The 16,035-nt window shown below is 60.2% G+C and carries 9 protein-coding genes and 3 pseudogenes; 1 reads left to right on the top strand and 11 read right to left on the bottom strand.

From position 1 onward, the window contains the following. Positions 1–4: 4 nt before the first annotated feature. The 7 genes and pseudogenes from AC0L18_RS23530 to AC0L18_RS23500 form a co-directional block, all read right to left on the bottom strand. Positions 5–1,909, bottom strand: a complete 1,905-nt coding sequence (locus tag AC0L18_RS23530; protein WP_473494362.1) for a hypothetical protein — start codon at positions 1,907–1,909, stop codon at positions 5–7. Then, positions 1,906–3,171, bottom strand: a complete 1,266-nt coding sequence (locus tag AC0L18_RS23525) for a hypothetical protein (protein ID WP_473494397.1) — start codon at positions 3,169–3,171, stop codon at positions 1,906–1,908. Before AC0L18_RS23525 ends, AC0L18_RS23530 begins: the two co-directional genes overlap by 4 nt. 219 nt (positions 3,172–3,390) lie before the next feature. After that, positions 3,391–3,528 (bottom strand): annotated as a pseudogene (locus tag AC0L18_RS23520) (competence protein CoiA family protein); the annotation flags it as partial. A gap of 4 nt (positions 3,529–3,532) precedes the next feature. Further along, positions 3,533–4,756, bottom strand: coding sequence for a Druantia anti-phage system protein DruA (locus tag AC0L18_RS23515; protein WP_473494361.1), 1,224 nt, complete (start codon positions 4,754–4,756; stop codon positions 3,533–3,535). Between the two features lie 299 nt (positions 4,757–5,055). Continuing rightward, positions 5,056–5,970, bottom strand: coding sequence for a hypothetical protein (locus tag AC0L18_RS23510; RefSeq protein WP_473494360.1), 915 nt, complete (start codon positions 5,968–5,970; stop codon positions 5,056–5,058). A 587-nt stretch (positions 5,971–6,557) separates the two neighbouring features. After that, positions 6,558–6,785: pseudogene (locus AC0L18_RS23505) on the bottom strand (integrase core domain-containing protein); the annotation flags it as partial. Positions 6,786–7,077: 292 nt separating this feature from the next. Then, positions 7,078–9,325 (bottom strand): annotated as a pseudogene (locus tag AC0L18_RS23500) (heavy metal translocating P-type ATPase). Between the two features lie 70 nt (positions 9,326–9,395). Between AC0L18_RS23500 and AC0L18_RS23495 the strand changes: the two are divergent. After that, entirely contained in the window at positions 9,396–9,818 is a 423-nt protein-coding gene (locus AC0L18_RS23495; protein ID WP_473480639.1) for a MerR family transcriptional regulator, read from the top strand. 521 nt (positions 9,819–10,339) lie between these two features. Here AC0L18_RS23495 and AC0L18_RS23490 read toward each other — a convergent pair. The 4 genes from AC0L18_RS23490 to nifA form a co-directional block, all read right to left on the bottom strand. After that, a complete protein-coding gene (locus AC0L18_RS23490; protein ID WP_473494359.1) occupies positions 10,340–11,455 on the bottom strand; it encodes a Fic family protein in 1,116 nt (371 codons plus the stop codon). Between the two features lie 298 nt (positions 11,456–11,753). Next, positions 11,754–12,782: an LLM class flavin-dependent oxidoreductase gene (locus AC0L18_RS23485; protein ID WP_473494358.1), complete on the bottom strand. Its 1,029-nt coding sequence runs from the start codon at positions 12,780–12,782 to the stop codon at positions 11,754–11,756. A gap of 86 nt (positions 12,783–12,868) precedes the next feature. Next, a complete protein-coding gene (gene hisC, locus AC0L18_RS23480; protein WP_473494357.1) occupies positions 12,869–14,017 on the bottom strand; it encodes a histidinol-phosphate transaminase in 1,149 nt (382 codons plus the stop codon). Positions 14,018–14,245: 228 nt separating this feature from the next. After that, on the bottom strand, positions 14,246–16,030 hold the full coding sequence (nifA, locus tag AC0L18_RS23475) for a nif-specific transcriptional activator NifA (protein WP_473494356.1): 1,785 nt from the start codon (positions 16,028–16,030) through the stop codon (positions 14,246–14,248). Positions 16,031–16,035: the final 5 nt, after the last annotated feature.

Genomic DNA, 16,035 nt, shown 5'->3' with positions numbered 1-16,035 from the left:
GGTGCTACTCCCTCCTGATACCGGCAACGTCGAGCAGGAGTTGGAGCCGCGTGTCTACATGGTCCTCGCTATCGATCCGCCCGCCATCGAGTTCCTCCTCGATGTCCTCCGGCGCCAAGCCAGTCATGCGCCATAACGGCCACAGCCAGCCATAGGAGGTGGATTGGAGCGAGGTAGGCGCGTTTGAAGTACGGAAAGCCTCAAGCATGGACATGAAGGCTGTTGCAGTCCGCTCGATGCGCGGGTTGCGCAACGAACGATCCCGCCGCAAAAGCCTCAGCAGTTCTTCCGTTTGGGCTTTGCCTCTGGAGAGTTGCATCGACAAGGCCTTGGGATCGAGCGACGCCAGCTCCCCTGCGGTGACGGTGGCGTTTGCCTTGGGGAAAATGCTCCAGTCCAGCACATCCGCGTCGAACACCGGTCCCAGTTGGAGATAGAGCGGCTGCTCCGGAAATGTCGAAAGTCCGTCCGCGAGTGTTGCCACCACCAAGACGCCTGCGTCGCTGATCAGGTCTGCGATCGCATCGGCCAGCAGTTCGAAGGGTGCATTGTTGACTCGCTCCAGCACCAGTGCCGCGATCGTGCTATCCTGTTTGCCAAGTGCCCCCACCACATCGGTGTCGAACGTCGTTGCATCCACAAAACCGACCGGCACCCGCGTCCGCACCACATTCTTCCCGGCGAGGGCCATTGCCGTCGCACGGGCCAGCTCTGTCGAGAATGATCCCTTGAGAAACAGCACCCTGCCGGCCACGGCAGCGGCGAGCACTTCCTCCGCAAAGACCGCGGCGCCCGGAGACTTAAGGCCAAGCGCAGCGTAATTCGATGTCAGCAGGGCCGCAGCCTCTGTACCCGTCGCGAGGGCCTTGATCGGATCCGGCCATTGCTCCAGTGGCACAACCCGCAGCGACGGGGTGGACGCCACGGTTGGTGCGTCGGTCTGCACCGGAGCCGGGCTGGCGTTCTGCGCCAGTTGCCCAAGCCTCTCGGTGATCTCGGCAAGCTGTTGTTCAAGCTCCGTGGTGTGCTTGCCTGCCCGATCCTCGGTGTCGCTCCAGAGCGCCTCGAGGTCGGCCACGTTACGTTCAACGGCCTGCAGACGCCCGTCTGCCGCGGCGCTGACTCTCGCCACCGCCTCGCCATGGGTTTCCAATTCCTTCCGCACAGCCGCCAGTTGGGCAAGCACCGTTTCTAGTGCGCGCGAAGGGACACCCTCTCCGACGACCGGAGCCGGCCGGGCCATGAGACCGGCCACGGTCTCCGCCAATCGCGCCACCTCGCCTGTCAATCTTTCAACGTCGCCCTGCAGGCTGTTCAAGAGTTCCTCGTGGCCCTGCAGACGGTGCGGCAGGACGGACAGCGCCCGGTCTCTCTCCACCGCCATCAGCGGTTTGGCGCTGCTTACCAACCCTTCAAGCGCATCGGTGGTTTCGAAGGGGCTAAATTGGAGTAGCCGCGTAATCGTCTCTGCAGCACAATTGTTGAGAAAGGACTGTTCATGCAGGCTGCGGAAGAGTGCTTCAATCTCCGCTTGTGGCTGGTCCGTGACCACCTGTGGATGGTCTTTTGCAGTTGCATTCTCGATCGCGTCGAGCAACGCGGCGAGACCCTCGACATCCTTCAGGTGCTGTTCCGCCCACGCCCGCCACAGAAAATAATAGGCCAGGTCAGCGTGCTCCTTGTTGGCCTTTGGAGCGCCGCCCTTCTTGAGAAAGTGATAGAGCAGCGCCTGCTTGCGCTTCGGGAGGCTGGCGGCACTATCCTTGCGAAAGCCGTCAACACTAGGCAGCACGCTCAATAGTTCCCGGTTGGTCTTGCTGGTCACTTCGTTGAAGAAGGCCAGCAGTTCGCGGTCACCAAGCGCGCGTAGCCGCTTGACAGCCTGGGGCGTAGGCGACGGCTGGGTCATGTTGCGTGCCTGTTTACGCGAATCCGGGTCAAGGCAAGATTGCGGTGAGCCTCAAGCCAACGCGGCGCAATCAGGGCGCGCACTGCGGTCGAAAGCGCCTCGTCGGACTGCGACCTTGAAGCGACCCCCGCCTGTCCAGCGGCGGCGAGAACCCAACGGGCGTGCGCACGGGTGGCTGGCGGCAGGTGCCGGTTCGGCCCGGCCGTGGCCAACCACATATCGAACCACCATCCGCCGAACGGACCCAAGTCCAATACCACGTCGCGTTTAGTGTCACGCAGCGCGTCTTGTAGTTCAGCGAGGGCTTCCGTCGTCACTGTCTCGGTTAGCGAATGGGGTTCCGCGGCGGTGGTCGCGAAGGCGAGTTCGGCCCAATCGACAGTTCCCGCCAGCCGTGACCGAAGGCGCGGAACAAGTCCGCGCGGAACATCGAGGCCAGAAAGGTCGATCGAGCCGGCCCGCACCTGCTCTAGTAGTGGCCGTGCCTCGGCCGTGCTCGCCGAAACCGAGCGTGAACCGAAGGTCAGAAGAGCCCCCCTTGCAGCTCGCACAACAGGTCTGACCAGCACCTCTGGCAATAGCCGCCCCTCAGCCTCCAGTACAGGCGGCTCGGTCGCCGGAAAGCCGCTAACCCGTATGAATTGCCATTGTCCCCGTGCGAGGGGCACGGAGGCATTGTTATCACCGCTGCGTGCGCGCAGCAGGATTGCTTCACCGTGGCCATCGCCTGCATGGATCGCCAAGGTGAGTTCGCCCCTGGTGTCCAGGACAAGGCGCGCCGATGTGTCGATGAGGTGCATGGGCGGTGCCACCACGCCCCACCGGCGCTTGGCCTGTTGCACCGCCAAACCGGTAGCCCGCCTGATCCACTCGGCCAGCCCTTCGTCGGCCACCTGCGGGAGCGTGACCAGCAGGCAGCTCCATTGCTTCAGGTCAGCCAGACGGGAGACTGCGAGTTGCGGCGGCACACTCGCGGCGAGCTCGGCACGCTGCACGAAATAATAGGTAGCGCCCCAGTCCAGGCCGGTTGCCAACGCCTGTCGGCTGCCTCTGCCGGCCGAAAAGACCGTGCTCCGCACGGTATCCAAACCGGGTATCCGCTCCTGCAAGGCGACGCCAAAGGCGTTGTCCACGTCCCCGCTGACCCAGGCCACGCGGAACGTCGGGGAGTCAGGGTTAACCGCGTAGGCTCGCGCTCCATCGTGCAGCCGGGCACAGGCTATCTCGACCCGGAACCCGTCGCCACCGCCATCGAAGGTCAACCTGCCCCTCGGGGTGGGCGCGCGGGGAATCTGCACCTCAAGGCCCCAACGGGCCGATACCCTGCCGACGGGCGGCTGCACATACAGAATAAGGGTAAGAGGCAACTGAGGAGTGGCTGGCTCTGGCCGCGTCTGCACGGCCGTCTCCGCCCTTGGCCCCTGCCATCCCTCGGACGCATGATAAAGGTGGCACTCCGGTCGCGCGGCACCCGAGAGGTGGGCAAAGTGCGCATCGCGATAGGTGCCTTGCCGGGGGCTAACACGCGCACTGCAGACAGGACAGGAGTAACGGCGGTGCCGCTGCGCCAGCGAGGCCTCTACCCGCTGTCCGCTCGCAACGTCGATGGCGAAATACATCCCCTCAGCCCGTTCGTCTGGCAGATTGCGCAGACTGTTCCTTCAACTCGGCAAGGCTACCGGCAACGGCGCCGCTCACCAACTGCGGCACGCGGTCTTTTCGCCAATTGCGATAAGCCGGCTCGCGGATGCCGCGCGGGGCCATCCAGCGGCTTACTGCCAGCGCCGATACCTCGTCGACGCTCAATAGGTTGCTATAGTCAGGATCGGCCCCGCTCCCACGGAGGATGTCGACCGTGTTGGCTGCCAGGCTGCACAGAAACACTTGCCGCTGGATGCCGTGTTTTAGCAATGACTCTTTGAAGCCCAGCCGCGTCAGAGCCGCCTTAATGGTGCGCAGCCGCCAGTTCGGTCCCTTGCCGTACTCATGGTGGTCGGCATAGCCGTGGTTGAGCTGCCGGAGATAGGCTCGCAGTTTCTCGAACAGGGCGTCTGTAATGTGGAAGTGCCCCCAGCCGATGGTATAACCCACCGGCTGGAAGTAGCGTGTGCCACCAAGAGCCAATCGATTATAGACCGACGAACGCCCCATCGATGAGCTGGTTGTCACCATCAGCAGGCTAGCGTGCTTGGCGGCTCCCGAAATGATGCCAATGGACTCACCGTAGGTGTCCTTGAAGTCCCGCACCACTTCCTGTGACCGCACCAGCGCAGCCACAGCTTTGCCGCCGAGCAGGAACGAGTACGGCGGCACCGCACCCAGCACATAAGCATCCATCAGGTGCACCAGCCGCAGAGAACGGTCAGCCGAGCTCCAGCCGACCAACTTGTCGCGTACCGACAGGTTGAAAACAGGGTCGCCCAAAGCGATGATCCCGGCCAGACGGTCGTGACCCTCGTCCCATACTAGGTAGCGCAGGCGGCGGCCAAACCCAGCCGATACGGGTACGGACCAGGTTAGCGTGGCCAGCCGGAACAGGTCGGCATCCTTGGTATCGCTGCGCACTCGCCGAAGCGCCAACCTGATGTTGGCGGGTTCAATCTCGTCGCCGTCCGCAAAATGCGGCAGGAGTTCCTCCGCACATCGGGCAAGGAAGACGGTGTTCGCCTCAAGCTTGTCGCGACGTTGCTCCCCATGAAGCTGCCGCACCGCCTCCTTGTCTTGCCCCGGCGGCAATAGCAAGCCGTTCTTACCCTTTTTGAATCCAAGGCGCTTGAGATGCTGGCGCACCGCGCGTTTCAGTTGCGCTTCCGGCGTCGGAAACTTAACTAATATGCCCCTGGCCATCGGCACTTTTCCCCCAATCCCTCTGGCTGTTCCAGATTGTTGTTTGCATTCGACAATGAACCAACAGTCTAAACCCAACAGCTGCCTAGAAGGCAGGCAGTCGCATAAGGCCGAGATTCGCGAGCACTGTCGATCCCTCAATCCTCCTCGCCCACGACAACACCCCGGATTCTTCAACGGAGAACATTCGTGAGGCTTTGGGCGGCGCGAATTGGCGTTCCGCGGGCGGCATGAGCCTGCGGTTTATGAATGCGGTCTCTTAAAGTCCGGAGGCTGGTCGCCTTCACCAAAACCGGCGCCTATGGTACCTCCGACCAAGGCAAACGCTCGACGCGAGAGCCGCCACTTCCCTTGAAGACCCTATATCGGCTCCATCCGTGCCACGCTGCTAAAGTCTTTGGCTCCCAGTTGTCGCGAACTGTCAACAATACCTGGCAGGGCTGGTTTGAGAGAAAGGCACCGCACGCATCCATGTTCCGATGGTCGAATGGCCATTCGCTCCCGTCTAAGATCAGTACGGTCGGACCGCGCCTGGCTCTTTCCCTCGCCAACGCGCATGCAAACTCAAGCAGGACGCGGACCTTCGCGCTTCCGGATAAGGCCCCTAACACCACTCCACTTGGCCCGCCCAGCCGGAGAGTTACCTCAGTTTCGCTTTCGGAAAACATCTCCTCACCTTCTTCGTCTTCACCAAGATATTTCGGTTCGTCGTAGAAGGCCAAATCGCGTCCCCACGTGGTGCCATTCCGCTGAATATCCTGGACAAGGCTTCTCAAAACCGCGCGGGAGAGTCCGAAGTTGGCAGCAATTCTCTCGTCATCTTCACCGCCGTGATTACGGAGCGACGCCCCGGCAGTTTCTCGAAGATAAACTACTGAAAATATTTTCGGGACTTCGACGACAGGAACGCCGTCAATAACCAACTTCGTCACGCCGTAATCGAATGCCCCGTCGAGCCGCCTTTTCTCGGGTATGTAGGCGACAACCGATGTAAGAATTGGAGAGGCAGGGATTGCCCAACGGTGCGGGAGTTCTTCGCCCAAGACGGCAGAGATCCAATCACAAATCGCCGTCTTTCCGTAGGATGCTCCTTGGAGCAGCGTAAACTGCCCGAACTCGAGTTTAGCATCCTTCTCGAATAGGAAGCTCTTTTGGACAACGATTTCACCCAGCCATCCGATAGCGGTGGGAAGGCCGTCCCGCTCCCGTCGCAACTGAGCCTCCTGCAGTTGCTTCCAGCCTTTAAGGAGATCAGCCGGATATACGGCGCCGCCATTGGTATCGATCAGGCGACCGTGTGTCGCACACGCCCAAACTCCATTCTCAGCGTCGGAAAGCTGTTCAACTGATAGACCGCCGCGACCCCGGGGGCCAGCAACTCCGGCGCTGTAGATATGGCACGCCGTCCCAGTCAGGGCGACTTGTCGCGGAGTGGCGCCGGGGCCGGAAGTCGGAGTTGGGCAACCTGGCACGGCACAGCGGAAGTTCGCACGTTCAGCGATCGTCCGCACGGTTGATGGTTTAAAGTCCGCGCCTTCGCGCCCCCTGGAAACTGCCATTCTACAATCTCTTTGACATCAAACCTCTAGTCGCATCAATGCGCGGACGTCGCAAGGCTGGCTTCCCATAGTTTTGTTCCGGTGCGACGGATGCAAGATGTGACCGCTGCCGGTTACACGAAAGTTACATAAACATGCTTGGCAGGGCTTAGTGTCATGCAACTTCTGATGAGCGACCCGAGACATAGGTGACGTTTTGTACCTATGACATGGTGAAGTGCACCCCTCGGGTGAGACAGAGATCAGTAACAGTTCTCCGTTTCTGAGATTGCCGCAGGGGCTTCCCGCCGCAATCGCGTTAGGCCGGATTCATATTCATCCGGCGATTGATAATCGATCACCGAATGCAGGCGCTGCTTGTTGTACACGGCGTCGATGAATTCGCCGATCCTGTTCCTTGCATCGTCGATGTCGCGATGGGCTCTGCCGTCGGCTTCCTCCTCCTTCAGCGTTCGCATGAAGCGCTCCGCCTTGGCATTGTCCTAGGGATTGCCCACCCGGCTCATGCTCGGCTGGATGTCGTGTGCCGCAAGTCGTGCGGCGTACTCGGCACAGGCATATTGCACGCCGCGATCGCTGTGAGATGCAGCAAGAGACCTACCCCATCAGCACGCCGGCTAGCACCAGCCGGGCGCAGTTGCTCACCCAAAAGGGCAATCGCCAGAAATGCCCCGATAAACGGCGCGGGCGAATAATAAGCGCCGCTTCGATGCGAATGGTTGTTGCTCATCGGCCATCCCAAACGACATAGAAGGCGGCAATCTACACGCCACCTTTCCAGCGCAACAGCCGCATGGCGTTGGCTGTCACCAGCACCGTCGCGCCTGTGTCGGCGAGAATGGCGGGCCACAGGCCGGTGATGCCGACTACGGTCGTCACCAGGAACACCGCCTTCAGCCCCAACGCCATGGTGATGTTCTGCTTGATGTTGGCCATGGTCGCCTGAGACAGTTTTATCATCGCCGCGACATCGCCGACGCGGCCATGCAGCACCGCCGCATCTGCCGTCTCCAGGGCGACATCGGTGCCGCCGCCCATGGCAATGCCGATGTCGGCCGCGGCGAGCGCCGGCGCATCGTTGATGCCGTCGCCGACCTTAGCGATCGTCAGCCCCTGCCCTTTCAACTCGCCGACAATGCGCTGCTTGTCTTCGGGCAGCAGTTCCGAGCGCACCTCGATATCGAGGTGCCTGCCGATTGCTGCCGCCGTGCGCTGGTTGTCGCCAGTCAGCATGATAGTCCTGATGCCAACATCGGTCAGCGCCTTGAGGCCGGCCTGCGCGTCCGGCCGAGGCTCGTCGCGCATGGCGATGAAACCGGCCAGCACATCGTTGATCAGCAGCACCGACACCGACTTGCCCTGGTCGTTGAGTTCGGCGATGCGGGCCGCCTGCTCGGCCGGCAGCGCGACCTTCTCGCCTCCAGCGATCGGCGAGCCCAGGAAGACGTTCTTACCGCCAATGCGACCGACGACGCCCTTGCCGCCGAGCGCCTTGGCCTCCGCCGCCGGCGGCACCGGCACGCGATCGGCCTTGGCCTTTCGCAAGATAGCCAGGGCAAGCGGATGGCTCGATCCGGTTTCGAGTGCAGCGGCCAGCGACAGCACCTCTTTTTCGCTGATCTCGATGGCCACGACATCCGTCACCACGGGCTTGCCTTCAGTCAGCGTCCCGGTCTTGTCCAAAGCCACGACGGTGATCTTGCCCAAGCCTTCCAGCACCGCGCCGCCTTTCATTAAAAGACCACGCCTGGCGCCGGCCGAGAGCGAGGCGGCGATTGCCGCCGGCACCGATATGACGAGGGCGCAGGGGCAGCCGATGAGCAGCAGCGCCAGGCCTTTGTAGATCCATTCGTTCCAGTCGTCGCCGAAGGCCAGCGGCGGGACGACGGCCACCAGAGCCCCCACGGCGACGACGGCGGGCGTATACCAGCGTGAGAAATGGTCGATGAAGCGTTCCGTCGGCGCCTTGCTTTCCTGGGCCTCCTCGACCAGCTTGACGATGCGGGCGATGGTGTTGTCGGACGCCGCAGCCGTGACGGTTATGCGCAACACGCCGTCGCCAGTGATGGTGCCGGCGAAAACGTCCGCGTCGACGCCCTTGCGCACCGGCACGCTTTCCCCCGACACCGGCGATTCATCGATGGCGCTTTCGCCCTCGATGATCTTGCCGTCGGCTGGAATGCGATCGCCCGGCCGCACCAGAATGACGGCGCCAACCCCAAGGGCTTCGGCCGGAACTTCGCGCGTGGCGCCATTCTCCTCCAGGAATGCCGTCTTGGGCACCAGCGTGGTCAGCGCCTGGATGCTGGAGCGCGCCTTGCCGGCGGCCGCGCCTTCCAGCAACTCTCCGACGAGGAACAGGAAGACCACGGTGGCGGCTTCCTCGCCGGCACCGATGATGACGGCGCCGATCGCCGCGATGGTCATCAGCATTTCGATGGTGAAGGGAATGCCGGCGAGCGCGGCCATAACAGCTCGCCGTGCAATCGGCACCAGTCCGATCAGCATGGCGGCAATGAAAAGCCAGACGCCGGTGGCCGGCCAGACATAGTGAATCGCAAAAGCTGCGGCCAATGCGGCGCCGCTGGCGATGCTCAGCCGGCCTTTGGCGCTGTTCCACCACGGCCCCGTGGCCGGCGTGTGGTCGTGGCCATGCAAGCCCTCCACGTCGTCGTGGTCATCTTTGGCTGTGCCGGCATGGTCGCGGCCAGCATGATCGTGGCCAGCGTGGTCATGGCCGCCTTTGGTGCCGTGCCCGACCGGCTTGGCAATCTGTCCGGCTTCGCTCGTGAGCTGAGCCACAGAATAGCCGAGGCCCGTCACCTTCTTTTCGATCGCGGCGAGGTCGCTTTCGGCAGTGTGCCTGACGGTCATGGTGGCGGCAGTGACCGAGACGTTCACATCCCGGACTCCATGCATGCGGCGCACCGCGCTATCGATTTTCGTCGCGCAGCCGGCACAATCCAATGCCTTCGACGCGATAAAGAGTTTGTGCGGCGGTTGCAGCCATCGTCTCACTCCTTGAACCATTCCAGCGGCACGCTACATTCTCTAGCGACTAGAGGAGCAAGCGAAAAATCATGCGCAGTGTCCCGATTGGCGAAGCGGCACGACAGAGCGGCGTGAAAGTGCCGACCATCCGCTACTATGAGCAGATCGGCCTGCTGCCCGCGCCGAACCGCAGCGAGGGCAATCGACGGCACTATGAAACCAGCGATTTGCGCCGGCTGGCGTTTATTCGCCATTCACGCGAGTTGGGGTTCGACATCGAAGCCATCCGTACCCTGCTGACGTTGCAGGATAATCCCAGCCAACCCTGCGCCACGGCCGACACTATAGCCCAGGCGCGGCTGGCCGACGTCGTTCAGCGGATACGCAGCCTCACGGCATTGAAGGCCGAACTGGAACTCATGGTCGAAGGCTGCCGGCACGGGAAGGTCGGCGAATGCCGGGTGATTGAGGTGCTGGCCGATCACAGCCAATGCGAACACGCCCGGCACTGACTGGACCCGATCTCGAACGATCTAATCATTCGTGAGCCGGCCTTTCCGCCACCATCCAGGTCATGAGGCGCGACTGCACGGCGAGGTGATGATTTTGACCACGGCTAAGCCACGAGCTGAAGTGCGGCTTGCACTCCGGCAATTGTCCGGAAACGGTAGCAGCGGCCCTCTATTCCTTTGCATCGGCGCGTCACAAGGACGTGATTTGCTTTGCCCATTTAACAAACCAGATGGGCCAGACCGAAGGTGATTTTGAGAAAGGCGGAGCGGCACCGCCGATGCGTTGGCCGTATCGCTTCGGTCGCCCGAAATGCCATGAACATTGCCGACACTTGAAGATAAAAACACGCTGGGACCGCGACCGTTGCCCTGAAATTCTCAGCGAAATGCAGACGGACCCGTTTAAGTCGGACTTGGTGCCCAGGCTTTGCCCAGCGCGATCCTGAATTCATAGACCTTTTTGCTCAAAACTTCGCACGTGTCGCTGCGCGAGTAAGGTGGCAATAAATCTGTGCTGCGGTTTACCTGCGGTCATCCAGAATGTTTAGGGCGTAACGCGTGTGTCGCCGTTCGCCAGTTCTAATCATCGCGCCCTTGGAAACGAGGTCTTGCAGATCTCTTGTCGCCGTCGCGCGCGATGCTTGAGTGATGGCGATATAATTCTCGGCGCTGAGGCCTCCTTTGAACCCGTCGATGCCTTCGCGGAACATTCGGGCGATGACCTTTTCCTGCCGCTCGTTGAACTGGTTTCGGTAGCGTTCGTAAAACTTGGCTTTAGCTACGGAGAATTCGACGCGGACCAGCGTTACGCGTTGCGCTTCAAGGATCGTGTTGGCAAAGTAGAGCAGCCAATTTGTTACCGCGTTGCTCTTATTGCTGGCCTGCAGGTTGTCGTAGTAGGCCTTGCGGTGGCGTTCGATCGTGTATGCCAAAGCGATGAGACTTGGTTCACCCAGGCTTTGAGCAAGCGCCTTTTCGCAGAGGGCACGGCCTATGCGGCCGTTGCCATCCTCAAATGGGTGGATGCTCTCGAAATAAAGGTGCGCGATGCCGGCTCGCGTCAACGCCGGGAGCGGCGTCTTACCTTTAGGCGCGGTATCGTTGAACCAAGCGGTGAAAGCATCCATTTCGGCTTTTACCCGCGCTGAGGGAGGTGCCTCGAAATGCACTTTGGGCTTATCCAGCCCATTGGAAACGATCTGCATGACATGGGCATGCTGGCGGTAATTGCCAATGGTCTCAATACGCCGTTCCCCCGACATCACCATCTTGTGCCAAGCGTAGAGAGTGCGATGCGAGAGGGCATGGCCAAAATGTAAATACACGTCGGCCATCATTTCCGCGATGCCGCGCTCGGCAGGCGGAATGCGCCTGTTCTCGCTGCCCAGCCCAAGTTGCTGGCGCAGGGATGATTGCAGACTCTCGCGGTTGAGGTATTCCCCTTCAATCGCGGATGTCTTCAAGGCCTCTTCACTGATAAGATCGATGCGTATCTGGTCGCGATCGTCAGAACCGACGTGCCGAAAGACACCCAGGAACTCACCCGATCGGAGCAGGAATTCGCTTTCCAGCGGTTCCAATTCTTCCTTATCGTAGGTAAAATGCGGCCAGTCAGCCTGCTCCCAATTCCATACCATGAGTTATAGCGCACCTTTCTATAACTCATAGTGCCTTAAATAATGAGCTATAGCAATCCTCTCTATGCTTCAGAAACCGGGGTTTTGCCCTGGTACGCACAAGTTCGCCCTCTCTTGCGAAACGAAATCGGGGCGATTTCTTAATCGGCAGGCCGGTCGCTCCAACTTTCTAGGGCCTCCACAAGCGTGCGCGCCCTCCACCCACATACCAAGCACTATATCGGCATCATGCGCGGACCGGGAAGGTGATGGTGCGCCGGAGAAATTCAACTCCGAACGCCGAACGCCGCATTGCACGTCAGGTAACTCGAGCCATGATTTCAGATTGGATCGTCCTTGCGGTGTATAGCGAAGCGTCTAAGGACAGATTCCCAAACGCAAGTTGGCAAAGTAGATAATTAGCACCGGCCTCTTCGAGCTGATCAAGAAGAGCTTGTCGCGCGGAAGATGCCGTCCCCACCACGCACAACTCGCTCTCGATTGCCGCATCCAAGCTCAGCGGCAGATTTGGGGGCGTCTGGAGCGCGTTGAGATCGTAGAGGAACCTGAAGCTCTTGAGCCATCGTTCGTAAGCGGGGGCCGCGAGCGCATATGCATCTGTTTCCGATCGCGCGATCACGACCATGCGGAGCATCCCAAGAAATGGCCCCCGCTCGTCCGCGTCGGCACTGCGCTCCCGGCAGGCTCGGAATGCATCAGTAATTCTGCGAACCGAAGAGGCAGGTCCCAGGCACGCGATGTTGGCGCCACTAGCAGCGGCCCAGCTGGCCGACTCGGGTCTATTGGTGGCGATCCATGTCGGTGGATGGGGGCGCTGATGAGATCTCAGCGTCAAAGGGACGTCATTCAGCTCAAAATGGCGGCCGCGATAGGACAGCGTGTCGCCGTTCATCGCTTTGATAAGGATTTCGCTGGCTTCCGCATAGTGACCTGGCGCCGCCTCCGCAGCAATCCCGAAGTAACCCAGTTCGACTGGGAGAGAGCCGCGCCCTATGCCCAGTTCGACCCTGCCACCACTCAATTGGTCGAGCATGCAGATCTCCTCGAACGCACGCAGCGGATGATAAAGGGCAAGGAGCATTACCATCGGGCCGACGCGAAGGTGCCGGGTGCGCTGGACGACGCTGGATAAGAACAGATTCGGCGATGGGCTCCTCCCGTGCGGAGTGCAGTGGTGCTCTGCCAGATGATATGCATAGAAGCCAAGCTGATCGCACGCCTCTGCCAAACTCAGGCGATCGGCGTATTGCCGGGCAATCTCGCAGCCGTCCTCGTCCAGATGGTCGAATATGCCGAAGGTCAGGCCCCGGGGGAAGGCATTCTTCACGAATTTTCTCCAACTCTTTGCAACAGTTCGTGGCTCGCAATGATGCAAGCAAATCCAAATTATTGGTGCGCTGAAATTGCGGGAAACTACCGACTGGTTAAGGCAGAAGCAGCGGCCGCTGACGGCCGGCACAGCGGGATCGTTTCCTTCGCCGTTGCAGCTATCTCTGTGGCGACCTCAAGAAATTCATCCATCTCGGCTCTTGTACCGATGCTGACGCGGATGTATTTTTCCAGCCCTGCATCCTCAAAGAAGGCAACGAGTATCTTTTGCCTTTCCAAGGCTGCTTGCCACCATGAACCTTCCTGCCCCGCTGGCACACGCGCTAGCAGGAAATTTGCGTGAGAAGGTATTACGGAAAATCCGAGTTTCGACAGTGCCACCGTCACTCGCTGTCTTTCATGCCTGATGTGCTTGTGGTTCTCGGCATAGGCGCCGCGGTGCCCAAGCACACTGATGCCAACAGCCTGGCCGATCACGTTCATGTTGAAGACGTTCTGGAGATCCCGCAGCCTGCCAATGACTTCGGGGTGGCCAAGTCCGAAACCGACGCGAATGCCGGCGGTGGCATAGCTTTTCGAGAATGTTCTCAAGATCAGGAGGTTTGGATAGCGATCGAGGAGATGCAGACCATTGTCCGGTGCAAAATCGACATAGGCCTCATCCAAGACAATCAGACGGTCTGATTGTGATACCAGGCGTTCAACATCGGCCACAGGAACAAACGTTCCGGTCGGATTGTTTGGGTTGGCCAGCAGAATGAACTTGGCATCTTTTGCCGGTCCCAAAAGCAAGTCTTCGACGGGCAAGGAATGATCTGCGCACCATCCGATTTCGAGAAATTGAGCACCCTGCAAACGGGCAAGTTTGCGGTTGAACGAAAACCCCGGCGACATCATCGCCATTCTGTCACCTGGAACCAGGAAAGCTCTGTAGATAAGCCCGAGCAGTTCAGACGATCCATTTCCGGCGATCACCTGATCCTTCGAGACACCGTAGGCTTCCGACGCTGCTTGCCTCAAGCTGACGTTGTCGTCTTCTGGATATAGATATTGCCGTTCGAGAGCCGCCATCGCACTTTGCATTATGGCTTTCGGCAACGGAAACGGGTTCTCGTTCGTGTTTAGCTTGACGCAACAAGGATCCGGCGCCGGTTTGTCGGACAGCAGAACATCTAACTGTCCTGCTACTTGCGAAAGGCAAGAAAGCACAGTTTGCAGTTTTGCATCAGACATCAATTTTTCTCCGTTTCTGTCTCAGTGCGTTCGGCACGAGCTGGTGATCGAGACATAGGCTGGACCACCGATCATAGCGCTGCCGTCAGACCGCTCGTGGGGGCGACCACCGCGGGGGCAGCGCGGCCTGTGCGATCGGATCGGAATTGAAGGAGCCCCGCATCACTCGTCTCAAGGCACCGAGGCACGAATGCTTCATTGTCCCAGCTACTCGGCTCGGTGATCTGTTCAAAGACGCTTGATCTCGATGCCGTATTTCCTCAACACGTAGCCGATCTGGCGCGGCGTCAGCCCGAGCAGGCGCGCCGCCTTTGCCTGGACCCAGCCACATCTCTCCATGGCCTGGATGACACGTTCGGCATCGGCCATTCTCGCAGAGTGGACTACCCCGGCTGGGTCCAGCGGCGGCTGCCCTTCGGTCGCTGACGGCGGTGGGACGGCGGCAGAACTAACCCCAGCAGCCGGCGGTATGGCCCGAACCACTGGTAGCGGCCCGATCGGCGAAGGTTGCAGCGCGACTTTGCCAACTCTGCAATTATGCAGCGCCTCGGCGAAGCATTTGCCCTGGCAGCATGCAAAGTCGTCTTTCCCGATTGATGGCCCCGCCGCCAGAACCGCGGTACGATACACGCAGTTTTCCAATTCGCGAATGTTGCCGGGGAAGTCACAGTTTATCAGTACTTCGATCGCGCTCGGATCGAAGGTCAACATAAGGCCATTCTCATCGTTGAAATTCTTGAGAAACTCAGCTGCAAGTAGCGGAATATCGCTGCGCCTTTCGCGAAGCGCCGGCACCAGCAAGGGAACAACACTGATGCGGTAGTAGAGGTCGGCACGGAACTCGTTTCTGGCAACTGCCTCTTCCAGGTTCTTGTTCGTGGCGGCAATGATGCGGACGTCGACTTTAATGGTCTGATTGCCCCCGACGCGCTCAAACTCCTGCTCCTGCAGCACGCGCAAGAGCTTTGCCTGGAACGAGGCCGAAATCTCGCCGATCTCGTCTAGAAACAATGTCCCCTTGTCGGCGAGCTCAAAGCGCCCCTTGCGCGAGTTGAACGCACTTGTGAATGCACCCTTCTCATGGCCGAACAATTCGGATTCCAGCACAGTCTCGGGTAGCGCCGCGCAATTGAGTTTGATGAAGGGCCGCTTGGCGCGCGGGGACAACTCGTGGATAGCCTTGGCGACCAGCTCCTTCCCGGTACCGGATTCGCCTCGCAACAGAACCGCAATCTTGGCCTTGGCTACGAGCGCGACCTTCTCAAGCAGACCTCGCAACGCCAAACTGTCGCCAATCATCCCCTCCACGTGAGTGTTACGCTGCGGGGCCAGGCGCTTCTGCTTTGGCAGGGAGTCCTGCTTTGCCATCGGTTGCTCGCGGTCCCCCTCGAAAGAGCGATGCGACTTCACTGCCTGCCCTACCAGGTTGGCGATTAGCGGGAGCAGACAGAGGCTGTAATCGAGCCAAACTCTTGAGCCATGGCGCAGTACGTGATCGATGGTCAGCGTGCCCACGACATTTGCATCGACGCTAATGGGAACGCCGATGAAGGACACTGGTATGTCGTCGGAAGCCCCGAGCACGTCCATGTCGGCGGCGGTGAAAGCTGGATGAACCGCGATGTTCTCGGTGGCCAGGGGCTTGTCCGTCGCCAAAACCTGGTCGATTGCATTTCGTGGCAGGTACGTCCGGCAGCGCTCACTGCAGCTCTCGGTCCGGCCGGCGCCTGCGATGATCTCCAGTTCGCCATCACCGTCGAAAAGAGAGATGATGCCGTGCCTCATCTGCAGAAACGATCGCAGCAGGTCTACAACCTTGGCCAGCCTGACCTCGAGCCCGGAGGGGGCGGTGAGCGCTTTCGAAATTTCGTAGATGCCGGCAAGCGCGCTCGCGCGCGACGGCAGAATGGCGGGTTCCGAGTCATCCCTTTTGGTGTCGTGCAATGATGTGCAGCTTGACGAAGTCTGCTCAGCACTGTCTTCAGATTGGCGACCATTGTCCTGATCTGACATGTCAT

It is taken from the genome of Mesorhizobium sp. WSM4819 (assembly GCF_055811215.1).
The sequence above is the reverse complement of the archived record's forward strand: the minus strand, read 5'-3'. Positions and strand labels throughout refer to the sequence as shown.